17 protein-coding genes are annotated in these 16,749 nt (G+C 64.6%); all 17 read left to right on the top strand.

Annotated elements, in window-relative coordinates:
- Position 1 precedes the first annotated feature (1 nt).
- Positions 2-820 carry a glycosyltransferase family 2 protein gene (locus ACFO0J_RS01545; RefSeq protein ID WP_376811300.1) on the top strand — a complete coding sequence of 273 codons (819 nt, stop codon included), beginning with the start codon at positions 2-4 and terminating at the stop codon, positions 818-820.
- Entirely contained in the window at positions 817-1,938 is a 1,122-nt protein-coding gene (locus tag ACFO0J_RS01540) for a glycosyltransferase family 4 protein (protein WP_376811299.1), read from the top strand. The genes ACFO0J_RS01545 and ACFO0J_RS01540 overlap by 4 nt, the downstream gene beginning before the upstream one ends.
- Before the next feature lie 389 nt (positions 1,939-2,327).
- Complete coding sequence (locus ACFO0J_RS01535) at positions 2,328-3,464, top strand: hypothetical protein (RefSeq protein ID WP_376811298.1); 1,137 nt, start codon at positions 2,328-2,330, stop codon at positions 3,462-3,464.
- A 62-nt stretch (positions 3,465-3,526) separates the two neighbouring features.
- A complete protein-coding gene (locus tag ACFO0J_RS01530) occupies positions 3,527-4,837 on the top strand; it encodes a sugar transferase (RefSeq protein WP_376811297.1) in 1,311 nt (436 codons plus the stop codon).
- Positions 4,838-5,009: 172 nt separating this feature from the next.
- Positions 5,010-5,384, top strand: a complete 375-nt coding sequence (locus ACFO0J_RS01525; RefSeq protein WP_376811296.1) for a two pore domain potassium channel family protein — start codon at positions 5,010-5,012, stop codon at positions 5,382-5,384.
- An 892-nt stretch (positions 5,385-6,276) separates the two neighbouring features.
- Positions 6,277-6,717: a DUF4351 domain-containing protein gene (locus tag ACFO0J_RS01520; protein WP_376811295.1), complete on the top strand. Its 441-nt coding sequence runs from the start codon at positions 6,277-6,279 to the stop codon at positions 6,715-6,717.
- Between the two features lie 111 nt (positions 6,718-6,828).
- The gene (locus tag ACFO0J_RS01515; RefSeq protein ID WP_376811294.1) at positions 6,829-7,023 is read left to right on the top strand and encodes a YqaE/Pmp3 family membrane protein; all 195 of its coding nucleotides are present in this window, start codon (positions 6,829-6,831) and stop codon (positions 7,021-7,023) included.
- On the top strand, positions 7,016-7,546 hold the full coding sequence (locus tag ACFO0J_RS01510; RefSeq protein WP_376811293.1) for a cupin domain-containing protein: 531 nt from the start codon (positions 7,016-7,018) through the stop codon (positions 7,544-7,546). The genes ACFO0J_RS01515 and ACFO0J_RS01510 overlap by 8 nt, the downstream gene beginning before the upstream one ends.
- A 168-nt stretch (positions 7,547-7,714) precedes the next feature.
- The gene (locus tag ACFO0J_RS01505) at positions 7,715-8,044 is read left to right on the top strand and encodes a YegP family protein (RefSeq protein ID WP_376811292.1); all 330 of its coding nucleotides are present in this window, start codon (positions 7,715-7,717) and stop codon (positions 8,042-8,044) included.
- Between the two features lie 336 nt (positions 8,045-8,380).
- On the top strand, positions 8,381-9,364 hold the full coding sequence (locus tag ACFO0J_RS01500) for a DUF4351 domain-containing protein (RefSeq protein ID WP_376811291.1): 984 nt from the start codon (positions 8,381-8,383) through the stop codon (positions 9,362-9,364).
- A 151-nt stretch (positions 9,365-9,515) separates the two neighbouring features.
- The gene (ddpX, locus tag ACFO0J_RS01495; RefSeq protein WP_376811290.1) at positions 9,516-10,073 is read left to right on the top strand and encodes a D-alanyl-D-alanine dipeptidase; all 558 of its coding nucleotides are present in this window, start codon (positions 9,516-9,518) and stop codon (positions 10,071-10,073) included.
- 19 nt (positions 10,074-10,092) lie between these two features.
- Positions 10,093-11,655, top strand: a complete 1,563-nt coding sequence (locus ACFO0J_RS01490; RefSeq protein ID WP_376811289.1) for an ABC transporter substrate-binding protein — start codon at positions 10,093-10,095, stop codon at positions 11,653-11,655.
- 34 nt (positions 11,656-11,689) lie between these two features.
- Positions 11,690-12,712, top strand: coding sequence for an ABC transporter permease (locus tag ACFO0J_RS01485; protein ID WP_376811288.1), 1,023 nt, complete (start codon positions 11,690-11,692; stop codon positions 12,710-12,712).
- Positions 12,709-13,542 (top strand): D,D-dipeptide ABC transporter permease, encoded by an 834-nt coding sequence (ddpC, locus tag ACFO0J_RS01480; protein WP_376811287.1) that lies wholly within the window; start codon positions 12,709-12,711, stop codon positions 13,540-13,542. Before ACFO0J_RS01485 ends, ddpC begins: the two co-directional genes overlap by 4 nt.
- A gap of 146 nt (positions 13,543-13,688) precedes the next feature.
- A complete protein-coding gene (locus ACFO0J_RS01475) occupies positions 13,689-14,747 on the top strand; it encodes an ABC transporter ATP-binding protein (RefSeq protein WP_376811286.1) in 1,059 nt (352 codons plus the stop codon).
- On the top strand, positions 14,744-15,730 hold the full coding sequence (locus ACFO0J_RS01470) for an oligopeptide/dipeptide ABC transporter ATP-binding protein (RefSeq protein WP_376811285.1): 987 nt from the start codon (positions 14,744-14,746) through the stop codon (positions 15,728-15,730). Before ACFO0J_RS01475 ends, ACFO0J_RS01470 begins: the two co-directional genes overlap by 4 nt.
- Before the next feature lie 111 nt (positions 15,731-15,841).
- Positions 15,842-16,660 carry a hypothetical protein gene (locus ACFO0J_RS01465; RefSeq protein ID WP_376811284.1) on the top strand — a complete coding sequence of 273 codons (819 nt, stop codon included), beginning with the start codon at positions 15,842-15,844 and terminating at the stop codon, positions 16,658-16,660.
- Positions 16,661-16,749: the final 89 nt, after the last annotated feature.

Raw genomic sequence — 16,749 nt, 5'->3', positions numbered from 1 at the left:
CATGCTGACGATATTGACACCCACCTATAACCGCGTGCAGACCCTGCCGGCTTTATATGAAAGCCTGTGCGCACAGACCCGGCGGGATTTCGAGTGGCTGGTGATCGACGACGGCAGCACGGATGACACGGCGGCGTGGCTGCAGTCGTGCCGGGCGCAGACATCCGCGTTTGCGGTGCGCAGCCTGAGCCAGGCCAACGGCGGCAAGCATGTGGCCCTGAACACCGGGGTGCGGGCGGCGCGGGGGGATTGGATCTTCATCGTCGACAGCGACGATTATCTGACGCCCGATGCGGTCGAATGCATGATGGATGCGGTGGCGCAGGCCTCGCAAGCGCCTCGTCTCGTGCCTGGCGTGTGTTTTCGCCGGGCGGATCCGCAGGGGCGATTGATGGGTCTGCCCTGCGAAGACGTGCCGTCCCCTTTCGTGGGGGCGCCCAGCCAGGTAGGGCGGATGGTGCGGGGCGATCTGGCCTACGCATTCCGCCGGGACGTCATGGCGGATCTGCCTTTCCCGGTCATTCCAGGGGAAAGGTTCGTGCCCGAACTCTATATCTGGAACCAGATCGGTGACCGGGGACCGGTCTGGTTTTATCTGGACCGGGCGATTTATGTGTGTGAATACCTGGACGATGGCTATACCCGGAACTTTCACGCGCACCTGCGGCGCAACCCCGGCGGATTTCTCTTGTTCTACGCGGCGCAGATCGGCCGGGAGCCGCGCCGGCTGGACAGGCTGAAGGCGGGCATCCGCAGCGTGCAGTGCCTGGTGTATTGCGCGATCAAGGCGGCGGCCGATCGCAGGCGCGCGCCGTCATGACGCGCCTGGTGATCGTGTCCCACCATGCGGTGGACCTGCTGAAATTCCGGGGGCCGCTGATCCGCGACCTGGCGGCGTCCGGCGTGCGGGTGCGCTGCCTGGCGCCGGACTACGATGCGGCGACGCGCGCGGAACTGGCCGCGCTGGGTGCGGAGCCTGTGGATTACAGTCTGCGGCGCACCGGCATGAATCCGTTGCGTGATCTGGTGGACGTCGTGGGTCTGGTCCGCATCCTGCGACGCCTGGCGCCCGACGTCGTGTTCGCGTTTTCCACCAAGCCGATGATCTACGGCACGCTGGCGGCCTGGCTGGCCGGTGTTCCCAAGCGTGTCGCGATGGTCGAGGGTGCTGGTTATCTGTTCACGCCCTCGGGCGAACGGCCGGGCTGGCGCCGCCGCCTCTTGCGCAGCGGGGTCGGGGCCTTGTACCGCGTCGCGCTGGGGCGCGCCCATCGGGTGGTCTTCCTGAACCCGGACGATCAACGGGAATTCGTCGAGCAGGGTCTGGCGGCGCGTGACAAATCCGTGCTGCTGGGCGGCATCGGGGTTGATCTGCAGGTCTGGACCGAGGCGCCGCCGGTGACCGAGCCGATGTGTTTTCTGCTGGTGGGGCGTTTGCTGCGCGAGAAGGGCATCGTGGAATATGTCGCCGCCGCGCGCCAGGTGAAAGCAGCCTATCCCCAGACGCGCTTCGTGCTGCTGGGCGGTCTCGATTCCAACCCCGGAGCTTTGAGCCGGGCGCAAGTCCAGGCCTGGGCGGATGAGGGCCTGCTGGAATGGCCCGGCTATGTGCCGGTGCGGCCCTGGCTGATGCGCGCCAGCGTGTTCGTCCTGCCTTCGTACCGCGAGGGCGTGCCGCTGAGCACCCAGGAGGCCATGGCGATGGGGCGGCCGGTGATCACCACCGACGTGCCGGGCTGCCGCGAGACGGTGCGGGATGGTGTCAATGGGTATCGGGTGCCGGCGCGCGACGCGGACGCATTGGCCGCCGCCATGCGGCAATTCCTGAAGGACGCCGGACGGGTCGCGTCCATGGGCCGGGCCAGCCGCCGCATGGCCGAGGCGTGTTTTGATGTGCGAAAGATCAACCAGAAGTTAGCGGCCTGGCTGCTGCGGTGATTGAACCGCCGCGCGCCGGCTGAGTGCGGGTTGAAATCAACCGGCATCACCTGTGCGGGAAAAGACGATTGGTTCAAAATGGTTTTCTTTGCATCAAAAAACCATGGAAAACATCTCGGGATAATCTGATTATAAATAAAAGAACCTATTACATTATCCGGCCGGGGATTCACTAGGATGTGGGTGAGTCACTCAGAGGCCTTGTGTTGTAAATGGTTCATCGTGGATTTTTCTTATCATTGCTGCTCGCGTTGGGTCTGCTTTTATCCGCGCTGGGGAGCTTGCGGGATGTTGTGACTCCCCTGGGGTATTGGGGGTTATGGGGGGTGTGGGCGTCGTCGGTGATTGGCGCCTCATGGTCCGTTTCTGATCTGGGTTGGAGACGAGCCATGCCGCCCGCCTGGGTGTGGGGATCGTTCGTTGTACTGGTTCTGGGCATGGTGTTGTCGGCCGTGGACAATCACAGCATGATCTCGCTGCACCATGGCATCAAGATTGCTGTCATCGGGGCGTGCTGCTGCATCGCCTGGTGTTTGACGGTGGGCCTTAGCTGGCGCAATAGAGTATTCATTCTGCGTTGGGTCTTGGCCGTTGTGGTGGGGGTGTTTTTCGCCTCCAAGGCGGCGCCGTACGGCTATTACATCGACCTGGGTTCGGCGGGCCGCGAAGGCAGCTTTCTGGCCTGGCCGGGCGTGATCTGGAAGGTCGGGGCTTTTTTCATGCCGCTGTTCCTGGCGGACATGCTGATCCGGCCCCGGGATTGGCTGGCCAACGGCCTGGCGATTGCGGCGTGTGTCTTTCTGGTCGTGATCGATGGCACGCGCACAGGCATATTGGTACTGGGCATGACGGTCCTGGCATTCGGCGCGTTGTTGGCCTGGCGTCGGGATTGGGCCGCCTTATCACGTGCGAGACCAGCCTTGGCTGCCTGTGTGCCGGCTTTGTTTGGTCTGTTGGTGTTCAGTGCGGGCGTGGGCTATCTGGGGCATGGTCCCAGTGCGCTGCCCCCGCCGACAGCGGCTGGGGCGGGCGGCGTTTTCATGGGCAAGGCCGAGGCCTTGGTGGAAACCGCCGTCGATCCTGTCGCCACGACGCGTCTGGGCAATGGTGATCCCGAGCGCATCCGGTTGCTGCGCAACGGGGCCAGGCGCGCAGTCGATTGCCTGCCTTTGGGTTGTGGGTTTGGCGCCACCATCATGGACTCCGGCTATGGTGTCGCCATGCCGGTGCATAATGCTTATTTGGGCACTTTGGCGGATTTCGGCGTGCTGGGGCTGGCGGGCATGTTGGGATTTATTGTTGCGGCGCTTGTGCCGATCGGGCGAGTGCTGCGCAATGGCATGGCCGGATCCGAGGATACGTATTTTGTGGTGGCATCGGCTGGGGCGGCCCTGGCCTATCTGTTCAGCTTGATGCTGCATACCTTTTCTTCGGAGATGTCGGAATGGGGGTATTTGATCCTGATGCTTGCATTCGCCTGGTTGAACGATGGAGCGTGTAAAGTATCGTCCTTGACCAGATCGTGATGGTCAAGCTGGCGTAAGGCCGGCATTGGTGGACGGTAATTGCCGCACATTTGGAGACCCACATGAATAAGCGGCAGCCTAGCCGTCAGCAGGTGCCCGCTGGCCCCTACGAAAGAAGGCACTCGCGCTGGTACGAGATCATGCTGCTGGGGTGGCCGTTTCAGGTGATCGCCGGCTGCTTAGTGGTGGCGGTGATTCCCGCACTGCTGGGCTGGGGGGGGGCGTTCTGGCGTGCCATGGATCCGGTCAGAGTCAACACCCTGCTGGCCGTGGTGCTGTCTTTTGTGGTCATCATCTTCGCCTTGCGGCGGCTGGGGCATTACTCCGGTAGCGTCGTCATGGCCTACATCGCGCCCGTGGTGACCGTCGTCTTCCTGTTGTCGTTTGCGCTGCTGTTTTTCAGTCGTAGCCCCTATTCCCGACCGATCCTGGCGCTGGCTTACCTGCTTACCTTGGGCTGGTGCTATATCGGTCATTTCCTGGGGAGCAGGTACCGCAAGCTGAAGTTGGCGGTGGTGCCAAGCGGCAGGGTCGATGGGCTTGATGCAACCCGGAACCTGCAAATCCGGCATTTGTCCGTCCCTGATCTGGAGGGGGTTCGATATGACGCCGTCGTGGCGGACCTGGAGGCGCCAGACCTGGGACCGATGTGGGAACGCTTCTTGGCGCAGTGCATCCTGTCGCATATCCCCGTCTTTCATGCGCGCCGGATGCGCGAGACTTTGACTGGGCGAGTCCAGATCGATCACCTGTCGGAAAATGAGGTCGGAACCCTGTTGCCGTCGCCGTTGTATACGGTCTGCAAGCGCCTGATCGATATCCTGGGCGTCGTGCTTGTCGCGCCAGTGGTTCTGCCCGTGATGCTGCTCACGGCGTTGGCGATCCGCCTGGACAGCCCCGGTCCGGCCTTGTTCGTGCAAAACCGTGTGGGTCTGGGTAATCGGGATTTCCGTATCTACAAATTCCGCAGCATGCGCACCGATGCCGAAGCCGCCGGCGCCCGACTGGCCAGCGATGACGACGACCGCATTACCCGGGTCGGCGCCTTCATCCGCAAGACCCGCCTGGACGAATTGCCCCAGCTATGGAATGTGCTGAAAGGCGACATGAGCCTGATCGGCCCTCGACCCGAGCAGCGTGTGTTCGTGGATCAGTTTGATGCCGAGATCCCCTTCTACATCTACCGCCATGTCGTGCGCCCCGGCATCACCGGCTGGGCCCAGGTGATGCAAGGTTACGCCGGGGACGCCGATGCGACCCGGATCAAGATCCAGCACGATTTCTACTACATCAAGCATTTCTCGCTGTGGCTGGATATTCTGATCGTGTTCAAGACGGTCAGGATCGTGCTGACGGGGGAGGGGGCGCGGTAGAGGGAAGCGGGGGGCGATCATTTTCGTGGCGGCACGAAAATGATCATGCCAGGCAGCGGATCTGAGCGCCGTGATCGGCGTTGCTTACGTTCTGGAAGATATTGGGTAGACTGTCCCTGATTTCATTCAGGCGGCCCTCTGGGGGGCGAGGCGTCCTGGTTTTGGCGTGTCCATGATCCATAAAAAGGGGGCGCTTCCCATGTACGAATCCCGCAATGATCCTTTGCTGCATCCCGCGCATTTCCGCCGCCGCCTGATCCTGCACGCCGGCTATGCCCTGCTGCTGGTGAGCGTCACATTGCTGGTGGGAGCGTTTGGCCACAAGTTCTTTGGCGACCACAACTGGCATGATGCCTTGATGAACGCAGCCTTCGTCATCGGCGGCATCGGCACCTATGTGATGCCCGAGACATCCGGCGGCAAGATCTTTTCCGCCGTCTACGGCTTTTTCGTCGGCCTGGTGGTGATGGCGACCCTGGGCGTCGTGCTGGCGCCGATCGCGCATCGCATCATGCACAAGTTCCATTTGGATGAGGCGGAGGACTGAGGTCGTCATGGCGGCAGGGGTGGCTTCCTGCATGAGACGGGCGGTCTCTCTCGGCCTGTTGTTGGCCTGTGCAGCCTTCAACCACCCGCCCGCCGAGGCTGCCAATAAACCCTGCAGCGGCCGCAAAGGCGGAATCTCGCATTGCCAGGGTGAAGCCTTTGTGTGCAACGACGGCTCGGTCAGCGCCAGCAAGCGCTCGTGCAGCGCTTCATCGAGTGGCGGCGGTTTCGCGCCCGCTCCGGCCGGCCGTTCGGCAGCCCCGATGCCAGGTGCTGCTTCTTCCGAGGCCGCATGTTCGTGCCGTGCAGGCACCTATTGCACGGGTCCCAGGGGCGGGCGCTACTGTTATTCGGATAGTGGCAGGAAAAGCTATTTGAGGAAGTGAAAGGTGTTCGCTTCCTGGCGGAATACGTTCTCCAGGGGGATGGTTAGCCATGGCTTTTTTATCCGTTCGTATATCCCCGTCTAGCAGGGCAGGGTGAGCATGAACAGAATGAGGGCTTCCCTGTCAGGAAGCCCGCAATGCCCGCCCGGAATACGTCTCCCCCTGCTGCCGTCACGACGGATGATCACGATAGTCCCTGGAAGAGTGGGCTTGAATGGTTTTTCCCTCAGGCCATCGAGCTCCTGGCCTCACGGCTGCACGCAAAAATAGACTGGTCGGTGCCGGCCCAGTTCCTGGACAAGGAACTGCAGGCTATCGCCTTTCCCGGCAAGAAGGGTCGGCGCTTCGTGGACAAGCTGGTGCAAGTGCGGCTGCGCAGCGGGGCGGACGCCTGGCTGCTGATTCATATTGAGGTCGAGGGCCGATTGCCGGGCCGCAAGGCGCTGCGTCGTTTTTCCTGTCGTAGAATTGGAAGGCTGGCGAGGCCGGTGGGACGAGCTGGAGGCCTTGGCCCCAAGCAACCCGTTTGCCGTGCTGATCATGGCGCAATTGCAAGCCAACCACCACCCCGACAAACGTACTCGGCTGAGGCCGAAGTTCGAGTTGGTTCGGGGATTGCGGCGCTACGGTTATGGCCCCAATGTTGCGGTGCAGATCCATCGGCTGATCGACTGGATGATTGCACTGCCTACCGATCTGGAACCAGAATACATGCAGGCAGTTCGAGCTCTGACAGAGGAAAACAAGATGGCATATGTGACATCTCTTGAGCGCGTCGTCCGCGACGAAACACAGGCCAATACGCTGCTGCGCCAGATCGAACGTCGCTTCGGTCCGGTGGACGAGGCCACTACGCAACGGGTTCGATCTGCCCGGTGCCCTGCGCTGGAGACTTGGTTGCTGAACATCCTGGATGCGGAAACCTTGGAAGACGTTTTCCGCGACTGATCGTATCTGCCTTGGCACTTGACGCCTGATCGATGGACTCGGCCAGACGCCTCGGCCATCTGGTCGCTTCCCCGTAAAATACCCCACCCCTTAATCACCGGATCCCGCGACATGCGTCTGCTCATTGCCCTGCTGCTGCCCTGGCTGGCCTTCTTCACCATCGGCCGTCCCATTTCGGGGATCATTTGCCTGATCCTGCAGATCACGCTGATCGGCTGGATTCCGGCGGCGATCTGGGCGGTCTACGCGCTCAGCCAGTACAACACCGACAAAAAGATCGAGAAGGCGATGGGCGGCCGTGCCTGACATCCAGCCGGCCGGGGGCGCCACGCCCCCAGGCGATTCCGAACCCTGGCGGGCGCTGGTGGCGGCTCTGGATCTCCAGCCCCACCCCGAAGGCGGCTATTACCGCGAGATCTTCCGCTCCGGCTTGCAGGTGCCGTTCCAGGGGGCGTCGCGCAGCGCCGGGACGTCCATCTATTACCTGCTGGCGCAGGGCGCGTATTCGGCCTGGCATCGGATCGATGCGGACGAGGCCTGGTATTTCCATGCGGGCGGGCCGCTGGCCTTGCATGTGCTGCTGCCGGACGGCGAACGCATCACGCATCGGCTGGGGGACCCCCTGAGCCATGCCGGAGCGGTGTTCCAGGCGGTGGTGCCTGCCGGCTGCTGGTTCGCGGCGGAGCTGGTCCACCCTGATGACTTCGTGCTGGTGGGCTGCGCAGTGGCGCCGGGGTTCGAGTTCTCTGGTTTCCAACTGGCCGCCGAGGCAGACATGGCGTTGGACATCCGCCGCCATGGCGATTGGGTCCGGCGGCTGCTGAGATAGACGGGCACCGGCGTGCGTCCGTGCCTGCCTGCTTGAAGTGTCAAAATTCGATAAGGTTCTCGTCAAGGGTTCGAGGCAGGACCCGCGTGCGATATAGTGTCCAGGCCAGGACGGACGCGGTCCGCGCCCGCCCGGAAAACCAGGAAATCAAGAACCGGAGACGAATCCATGAGCGGCGATTACATCCTCAAGCGCAGTGGCGAACAATTCATGTTCAACCTCAGGGCCGGCAATCACCAGGTGATTCTGAGCAGCCAGCGGTACGCCTCCAAGGCCTCTGCCCAGCAGGGCATCGAATCGGTGCGCAAGAACGCCGCGGATGATGCCCGTTACCGCCGCCTGGCGGCCAAGGACGGGTCGGCGTATTTCACGCTGGTCGCCGCCAATGGCGAAATCATCGGCACCAGCGAGATGTACACCACCACGGCCGCCCGCGACAAAGGCATCGAGTCGGTCAAGGTCAACGGCCCGGACGGGGTGGTGAAGGACGAAACCTGAGGGGCTTCCTCCACGCCTCAGCGGGTACTGGGTCCGTTGGAAGCGAGGGGGCTGTCCTCGCTTTTGGCAGTGCAGAAAGCTTGGAAAGCCTTGTCATCGTATAAGCCTGGCATTTGGGGGCTCCGTGGCTGACAAGGCAAGATATGCCTTTTGCGCGTATCTCAGAGTAAATAGTGGAAACGGTCTGGAGCATTGGCATCGGCCCTGAACTGAATAATCCGAAACGCGGGCATTTAGTCTTTGGCAATGACTGTTTTGTCCGTCCGTATATTCCAGTCTGGCGGGACGTCACAGGTATGAACAGAATGGGGGCTTCCGTATCAGGAAGCCCCCACGATGTCCGCCCGGAATACTTCTCCACCCGCTACCGTCACCACTGATGACCACGATAGCCCCTGGAAGAACGGCCTCGAATGGTTCTTCCCCCAGGCCATCGCGCTCTTGGCTTCGCGGGTGTACACAAAAATCGACTGGTCAGTGCCGGCTCAGTTCCTGGACAAGGAATTGCAGGCCATTGCCTTCCCCTATAAGAAGGGGCGACGCTTTGTAGACAAGCTGGTGCAGGTGCGTCTGCTCAACGGCGCGGACGCTTGGTTGTTGATCCACATCGAGGTCGAGGGCCGACTATCGGGCCGCAAAGCACTGCGTCGCTTTGCCTGGCGCATGTACGAATATCGGCACCGCATCCAGACACGCATCATGCAGCAGCGAGATTTGGATTTGCCGCCGGCAATCTACAGTTTGGGTATCTTGCTGGAAAACCAAGGCGTAGGTGACCGACTGATCTACACCGATGAGCACTTGGGCCAAGGCGTCCGATTCACTTTTCCTGTCGTAGAATTGGAGGGCTGGCGGGGCCGTTGGGACGAGCTTGAGTCTTTGGCGCCACGCAACCCGTTTGCTGTGCTGATCATGGCGCAGTTGCACGCTAATCACCATCCCAACAAACGCACCCGGTTGGGGCCGAAGTTCGAGTTGGTCCGGGGATTGCGGCGTTATGGCTATGCACCGGGCGTCGCAGGGCAGGTTCTTCATCTTGTCGATTGGATGATTGCCTTGCCTGAAGATCTGGAACTGGAATATGTGCAGGCGGTCACCGACCTGTCAGAGGAAGGCAAGATGGCATACGTTACATCCATTGAGCGTGTCACACGCCTTAAAACCGAGGCCAATATGCTGTTGCGCTTGATCGAGCGTCGCTTCGGCGCAGTGGATGAAGCCACCACGCAGCGGATCCACTCGGCCAAGTCGCCTTCTTTGGAAGTCTGGCTGCTGAACATCCTGGATGCCGAAACCCTGGAAGACGTCTTCCGGGATTGACCGAAATCTCTGCCACGACGCTGCACGCCAGCTCTCCGCAGGGCGGACGTGGCAGTGGAACTATGCTGGAGTCTCGGTAGAATGTCTGTCCCATTCTCGTTCTCGCCCCGGTGCAGCAGACTTCACGCCGGTCCGACCAGACAGGACACACATGCCGGACCTGATCGCAATTCCCGAAACTGATGGCCTGCGGATTGCGCTGGCCTATGCCACCCCCGACAACCTGACCGGCCAGGCGGTGTATGCCGCCGGCGCCCATTGCGCCCTGCGGCCGGTCGCGGCGGATTGCCTGCATCGGGCCGTGTGCGCGGCGCGGCGGGCGGGCCTGGGCCTGATCGTGTACGACGCCTATCGCCCGGCGGCGGCCCAGGCGGTGTTCTGGCGGCTGCTGCCTGATCCGCGCTACGTGGCGGATGCCTCCCTGGGGTCGAATCACACCCGGGGCGTGGCGGTGGACGTGAGCCTGCTGGACGCCGATGGCGCGCTGCTGGACATGGGCACGGGCTTTGACGACATGCGCGACCAGTCGCACCACGACCGCGATGATCTGCCGCCCGACGTGCAGCGCAACCGGCACTTGCTGCTGGGGATCATGCTGCAGGCCGGATTTCGCTCGATTCCGACGGAATGGTGGCATTACGAATTGCCCGATGCGCAGGAATATGCCTTACTGCCGGAAAGCGATATGGTCCGGGTGGTCGCGGACTAAAAAAACCAAAGGAGACACTATGCAATTCGACATTCGAACAGGCATGCGCCGCACCCTGATGGCGGCCGTGCTGGGCGCGGGGGCCTGGGCTCTGGCGGGCGGGGCGCTGGCGGCGACGCCGGCCGATACGCTGGTGATCGGCAAGCCGGCCGACCCGCAGACGCTGGACCCGGCCATTACGATCGACAACAACGACTGGACGGTCACCTATCCGGCCTATCAGCGCCTGATGCGCTACAAGCAGGTCGACGGCAAGGGCTCGACCGAGGTCGAGGGCGATCTGGCGGCCAGTTGGTCGGCCTCGCCGGACAATCTGGTCTGGACGTTCAAGCTGAACGAGGGCCAGCAATTTTCCGACGGCGCCCCCGTGGACGCCCAGGCGGTGAAGCTGTCCTTCGAACGCTTGCTGGCCAAGAAGCAGGGGCCGTCCGAAGCCTTTCCCGCCGATATGAAGATCGACGCGCTGGACGTGCAGACCGTGCAGTTCACGCTGCAAAAGCCGTTCGCGCCGTTCCTCTACACGCTGGCCAACAATGGCGCCTCCATCGTCAACCCCAAGGCCATGCAGCGCGACGACGCGGATGCCTGGCTGTCGGGCCATACGGCGGGCTCCGGCCCCTACCAACTGGTGTCCTGGCAGAAGGGCCAGTCGCTGCTGCTGGAACGCAATCCGCATTACGCGGGCTCGAAGAAGCCGACGCTGGACAAGTTCGTGGTGAAGATCGTGCCGGAATCGTCCGCGCGCCGCCTGCAGTTGCAAAAGGGCGACCTGGACGTGGCCGAGGAACTGCCGGTGGATCAGCTCCAGGCCCTGCAGAAGGCCAAGGATGTGCATGTGGCGGAATTCCCGTCGCTGCGGGTGACCTATCTGTACCTGAATAACGCCAAGGGTCCGATGGAAAATGTGGACCTGCGCCGCGCCGTGGTGGCCGCGCTGGACTACCAGGGCATCGTGGACGGCATCATGATGGGGCAGGCCAAGCAGATGCGCGGTCCGATCCCCGAGGGCATGTGGGGGTATGACGCCGATCTGCCCCAGCCCAAGCAGGACGTGGCGGCGGCCAAGGCGCTGGTGGAAAAGGCCGGCGGGGTGAAGTCGCCGGTGCTGCTGCGCTATTCCACCCAGGACCCTGCCTGGGAGCCCATCGCCCTGACGGTGCAGGCCAATCTGACCGCGATCGGCGTGCCGGTCAAGCTCGAAAAGCTGGCCAATGCCACCTTGCGTGAAAACCTGGGCCAAGGCAATTTCGACATTTCCATCGGCAACTGGAGCCCGGACTTCGCCGATCCCTACATGTTCACCAGCTACTGGTTCGATTCGGACAAGAAGGGTCTGGCGGGCAACCGTTCCTTCTATTCCAATCCCCAGGTGGACCAGTGGCTGCGCGAGGCCGCCACGCTCAGCGACCAGGACAAGCGCGTGGCGCTCTACAAGCAGGTCCAGGCACAGGTCGTGCAGGACGCCGCCTACGCCTATCTGTACCAGAAGAACTACCAGGCCGGGCTGGGGGCGAACGTCAAGGGCTTCGTTTTCAATCCCATGCTGGAGCGCGTGTTCAACGTCGCCGACATGACGAAGTAGGCGGGGGGACGGCACACAGCGCCAAGGGGGCAGCATGAACGTGTCCTGGTTGTCCGTGGTGCGCCGCCGGCTGGCCAGCCTGGTCTGGGTGGTGATCGGGGTGTCCCTGATCACCTTCGCCATTTCCCATATGGTGCCGGGCGACCCGGCCCGCCTGATCGCGGGCGACCGCGCCACGCCGGAAATCGTCGCCCACATCCGCGCGCAACTGGGCCTGGACCTGCCCTTGCCGCAGCAGTACCTGCATTACATGGGGCAGTTGCTGCAGGGTGACCTGGGGACGTCCATCCGCACGCACCGGCCGGTGCTGCAGGACATCGCCGCGTTCTTCCCCGCCACGCTGGAACTGGCGCTGGTGGCCTTGCTGCTGGCGACGCTGCTGGGCATTCCCCTGGGCGTGCTGTCGGCGGTCTATCGCAACCGTTTCGTCGATCACGTCGCGCGTACGCTGGCGGTCATGGGCATTTCCACGCCGGCCTTCTGGCTGGGGCTGGGGCTGATCGTGCTGTTCTACGGTGAACTCGGCTGGTTGCCGGGGGGCGGGCGCATCGACCAGGGCCTGGCGCCGCCGCCCGGCATCACGGGCCTGTACCTGATCGACGCGGCGGTGGCGGGTGACTGGACTGTCTGGCGCAGCGCGCTGGAGCACCTGATTCTGCCTGCCCTGACCCTGGGTTTCGTGCACCTGGGCGTGGTGGCGCGGCAGGTGCGTTCATCCATGCTGGAACAGTTGGGCGAGGATTACGTCCGAACCGCCCGCGCCTACGGCCTGAGTCCCTGGACCGTGGTGGTCCGCCATGCCCTGCCTAATGCGCTGATCCCTTCCGTGACCGTGCTGGGCCTGGCCCTGGGCGATCTGCTGTATGGGGCGGTGCTGACGGAGACCGTGTTCGGCTGGCCGGGCATGGGCGCCTATGTGGTGGACTCGATCCAGGCGCTGGATTTCCCGGCGGTGATGGGCTTTGCCGTGGTGGTGTCCTTCGCCTACGTGATTCTGAACCTGCTGGTGGACTTGCTGTATCGGCGGCTCGATCCGCGCATCCAGGAGGTCGGATGAGCTATCTGCTGTACCAGTTGCGCCGCAATCTCTTGATGTTGCTGGGGCTGGCGATTCTCGCGGCGGTGGGCCTGGCCGTGATCCTGGCGGACTGGGTGGCGCCCTATGATCCCGAACGTCTGGACCTCGTGCACCGGCTGGCGGCGCCGTCGGCCGAGCACTGGTTCGGCACCGACGAGGTCGGCCGGGACATCTTCAGCCGCGTGCTCTACGGCGGACGCCAGTCCATCGGGGTGGGGCTGTTCGTCGCCGGTTGCGCCAGCATCGTGGGCGCCGTGATCGGCTGTTTCTCCGGGATCGTGGGCGGCCGCATCGACGGCCTGATCATGCGCTCGATGGACGTGGTGCTGTCGGTGCCGTCGCTGGTGCTGATCATGGCGCTGGCGGCCGCATTGGGACCCAGCCTGTTCAACGCCATGCTGGCGATCACGTTGGTGCGGATTCCGTTCTACGTGCGGCTGGCGCGCGGCCAGACCCTGAGCATCCGCGAGATGGCTTATGTGCGGGCGGCCTGGACCTTTGGCGCGACGCGGCGGCATGTGGTGCGCTGGCACGTGGCGCGCAATGCGGCCTCGCCCCTGGTGGTGCAGGCCACGCTGGACATCGGCGGGGCGATCCTGATGGCGGCCGCGCTGGGCTTCATCGGCCTGGGCGCGCAACAGCCCACGGCCGAATGGGGCGCCATGGTGGCGACGGGCCGCAATTTTCTGCTGGACCAGTGGTGGTACACCGTGACGCCGGGCTGCGCGATCCTGGTGACGGCGCTGGCCTGCAATCTGGTGGGCGACGGTGTGCGCGACCTGCTGGACCCGAAGTCGAGGGCGAAATGAGCGCGCCGGGCCGCCCCAAGCGCGAAACTCCCCCCTGGGGGGATGAGCCCGGACGCAGGATAGTCCTTGCGGACTGTCCTGCGCCTGACGAATCCGAGCGGCATGCAGGCCGCGAGGTGGACGGCGCGCAGCGCCAAGGGGGCACCATGAGTGTGCAGGAACCCGTCCTGGAGATCCGCGACCTGTCGCTGGAATTCCCCGTCTTCGGCGGCTCGGTCCGGGCGCTGGGCGGCGTCAGCCTGAACGTCATGCCGGGCGAGATCGTCGGCGTGGTGGGCGAATCCGGCTCCGGCAAGTCGGTGACGGCCATGACGGCGCTGCGGCTGCTGGCCCCAGGCAGCTATCGCGTGACGGGCGGCGGCCTGCGGCTGTGCGGCGAGGACGTGCTGGCGGCGTCCGAAGCCCGGATGCGGCAATGGCGCGGACGCCGCGCGGCGATGATTTTCCAGGAGCCGATGACCGCCCTGAATCCGACCCGGCGCATCGGCGATCAACTGGCGGGCGTGCTGCGCGTGCATCACCGCCTGAGCCCGCGCGCGGCCCTGGCGCGCGCCGCCGAACTGCTGCGCGACATGATGATCCCCGATCCGGAACGGACGCTGCGGGCCTATCCATTCGAGTTGTCCGGCGGCATGCGCCAGCGCGTGATGGTGGCGATGGCGTTTTCCTGCGATCCGGCGCTGCTGATCGCCGACGAGCCCACCACGGCGCTGGACGTGACGGTGCAGCGCCAGGTGCTGCAGTTGCTGCGCCATCGGGCGCGTGAGCGCGGCGCCGCGATCCTGTTCATCACCCACGATATGGCGGTGGTGTCGCAGTTCTGCGACCGGGTGTACGTCATGTACGCGGGGACGGTGGTCGAACAAGGACCGACTGCTCAGGTGCTGGGCGCGCCCCATCATCCCTATACACGCGGCCTGCTCGACGGCCTGCCGGAGCGCGCCGCGCCGGACACCGACCTGGCCGCGATCCCGGGCCGGGTGCCGGACATGCGGCACCCGCCTGCGGGCTGTGTGTTCTTCGACCGCTGCGCGTTCGCGGACGAGGCCTGTCGCCGGCGGCCCGAGCTGCGGGCCGGAGCGGGCCAGGAGGCCGACATCAAGGCCGGGACCGCGTCGGAGCGCCGGGTGGCCTGCTGGCATCCGCTGGTCGCGGCATCGGTTCGGGAACCGGCCGTGGCGCCGTCTGCTGGAGATGCGATATGAGCGCGCTGGTGCTGGACGCCCACGAGATCCATGTGCGCTTTCCGCTCGCCCGGGATTGGCGGGGGCGGGCGGTGCGCCACGCCCATGCCTTGAACGGCGTCAGCCTGCAGGTGCGGCGCGGCGAGGCCTTCGGCATCGTCGGCGAGTCCGGCTGCGGCAAAAGCACCCTGGCGGCAGTGCTGATGAACTTGCTGCCGCCCACCCAGGGTGAATTGTCGCGGCTGCCGCGCGCCGACGGCCGTCCGGCCGACGTGCAGATCGTGTTCCAGGACCCGCAGTCCTCGCTGGATCCGCGCCTGCCCGCCTGGCGGGTCATCATCGAACCGCTGGTGGCCGCAGGCCGCCGTGCGGATGCGGCGCGGGGCCGTCGCCTGGACAAGACCGCCTTGCGCGCGCGGGCCGACGCCCTGGCCCTGCAAGTCGGTCTGCGGCCCGAGCAGCTCGATCGCTACGCGCATGAGTTTTCCGGAGGCCAGCGCCAGCGGATCGCCATCGCCCGGGCGCTCGCCCCGGAACCCGACGTCATCGTGCTGGACGAGCCGACCTCTGCGCTGGATATTTCCGTCCAGGCGCAGATCCTGAACCTGCTGCGGGAACTGCGCCGCGCACACGGCCTGACCTACGTGCTGATTTCGCACAATGTCTCGGTCGTGCGCCATCTGTGCGACCGGGTGGCGGTGATGTACCTGGGGCAGGTGGTCGAACAGGGGCCGGCCGCGCAGGTGCTGGAATCCCCGCGCCATCCCTACACGCGCGAACTGCTCGACGCCGTGCCGCGCCTGGACCGGCCTTGGCCCGAGACCGCTCCGTCCGCCCCGGCAGAACTGCCAGGGAACGGCGTGCTGCCGCAAGGCTGCTTCTTTCGTGGCCGCTGCCCTTGGGCGACCACCGGTTGCGACCGGCCGCAAACCCTGCTGGCCCGGCCTGACGAGCCTTTGCACGCCTATCGCTGCCACGTGGCGGGAGCCCGAAAGGGCGTGTGACCGTCCCGAATTCCAAAATGAGATTGTGGGAACTACGGCCGTAGTTTTGCGACTGTCCAACACACCGTCATTTTTCTATCCTGCTCACTCCATACGAACAGGAGCAGCGACATGCGGGAACGACTGGATTGCGCGATTCTGGCGCCGGGCAGGGAAGACTGGGCGGCCGCTTTGCGCGGCCCGCATCTTGGGGGACGGCTGGTGCTGCATACGCCGCCGCATTCGCCCGGTTCGGCGGCTGATGCGCTGGCCGATCCGGCCGTGACGCGGGGCCGCTACGATGCCGGATTGCTGTACGTGGATGCGGCCTCGATCCGCGATTGGCGCACGGCGCTGGCCGCGCTGGTCGGCCGTCTGCCGGCGGTGCTGCTGGTCTACGCGGTGGGGCTGCGGGCCCAGGCGGTGCGCGATCTGATGGCGTTGGGGGTGGCCGATTTCTTGCGGCCGCCCTTCTGTCCGGAGGAACTGCGCGCGCGCCTGGATCATGCCTTGAACCTGCTGGCCCCGGCCCGTTTCTGTGAGCAAGGGCCGGTTTATGGCGCCGGCTTGTCAGGGGCCGGGCTGCCGGGCGCGGGGGCCGTGTCGCTGTCCTCGCGTGCCCTGCCGGCGGGCGCGTCCGAACCGCCGGTCACCGAATCCGAGATCGCGTTCTGCAACACTATCCTGGACCGTTCCGGCAACGAACTGGAAGCCTATGCGGTGGCCGTGGCCATGCAGCGGGCCACGTCGCGGGAATCCTTTCGCGCCGCCAAGTGCCAGGTCGTCGCGCGGTTCGAGCGCGCCTACATCCGCGCGGCCCTGGGCCGGCATTCGGGCAACATCACCCTGGCGGCGCGCATGGCCCAGAAGCACCGGCGCGCGTTCTGGGCGCTGATGCGCAAGCATGATATCGATCCTGCACCCTATCGCGGCACGTCGGCTGCGGAATGAAAATGGGCACGGAACCGCACCTGTGTCGGGTGACGATTCCGTGCCCGGTGTCCCCTGGCGGCTTGTGGGCCGCCAGGAGAAACAAGGTC

The sequence above is a fragment of the Castellaniella hirudinis genome (assembly GCF_042651965.1).
GTDB lineage: Bacteria > Pseudomonadota > Gammaproteobacteria > Burkholderiales > Burkholderiaceae_B > Castellaniella > Castellaniella hirudinis.
This window is presented reverse-complemented; position numbering and strand designations above follow the sequence as displayed.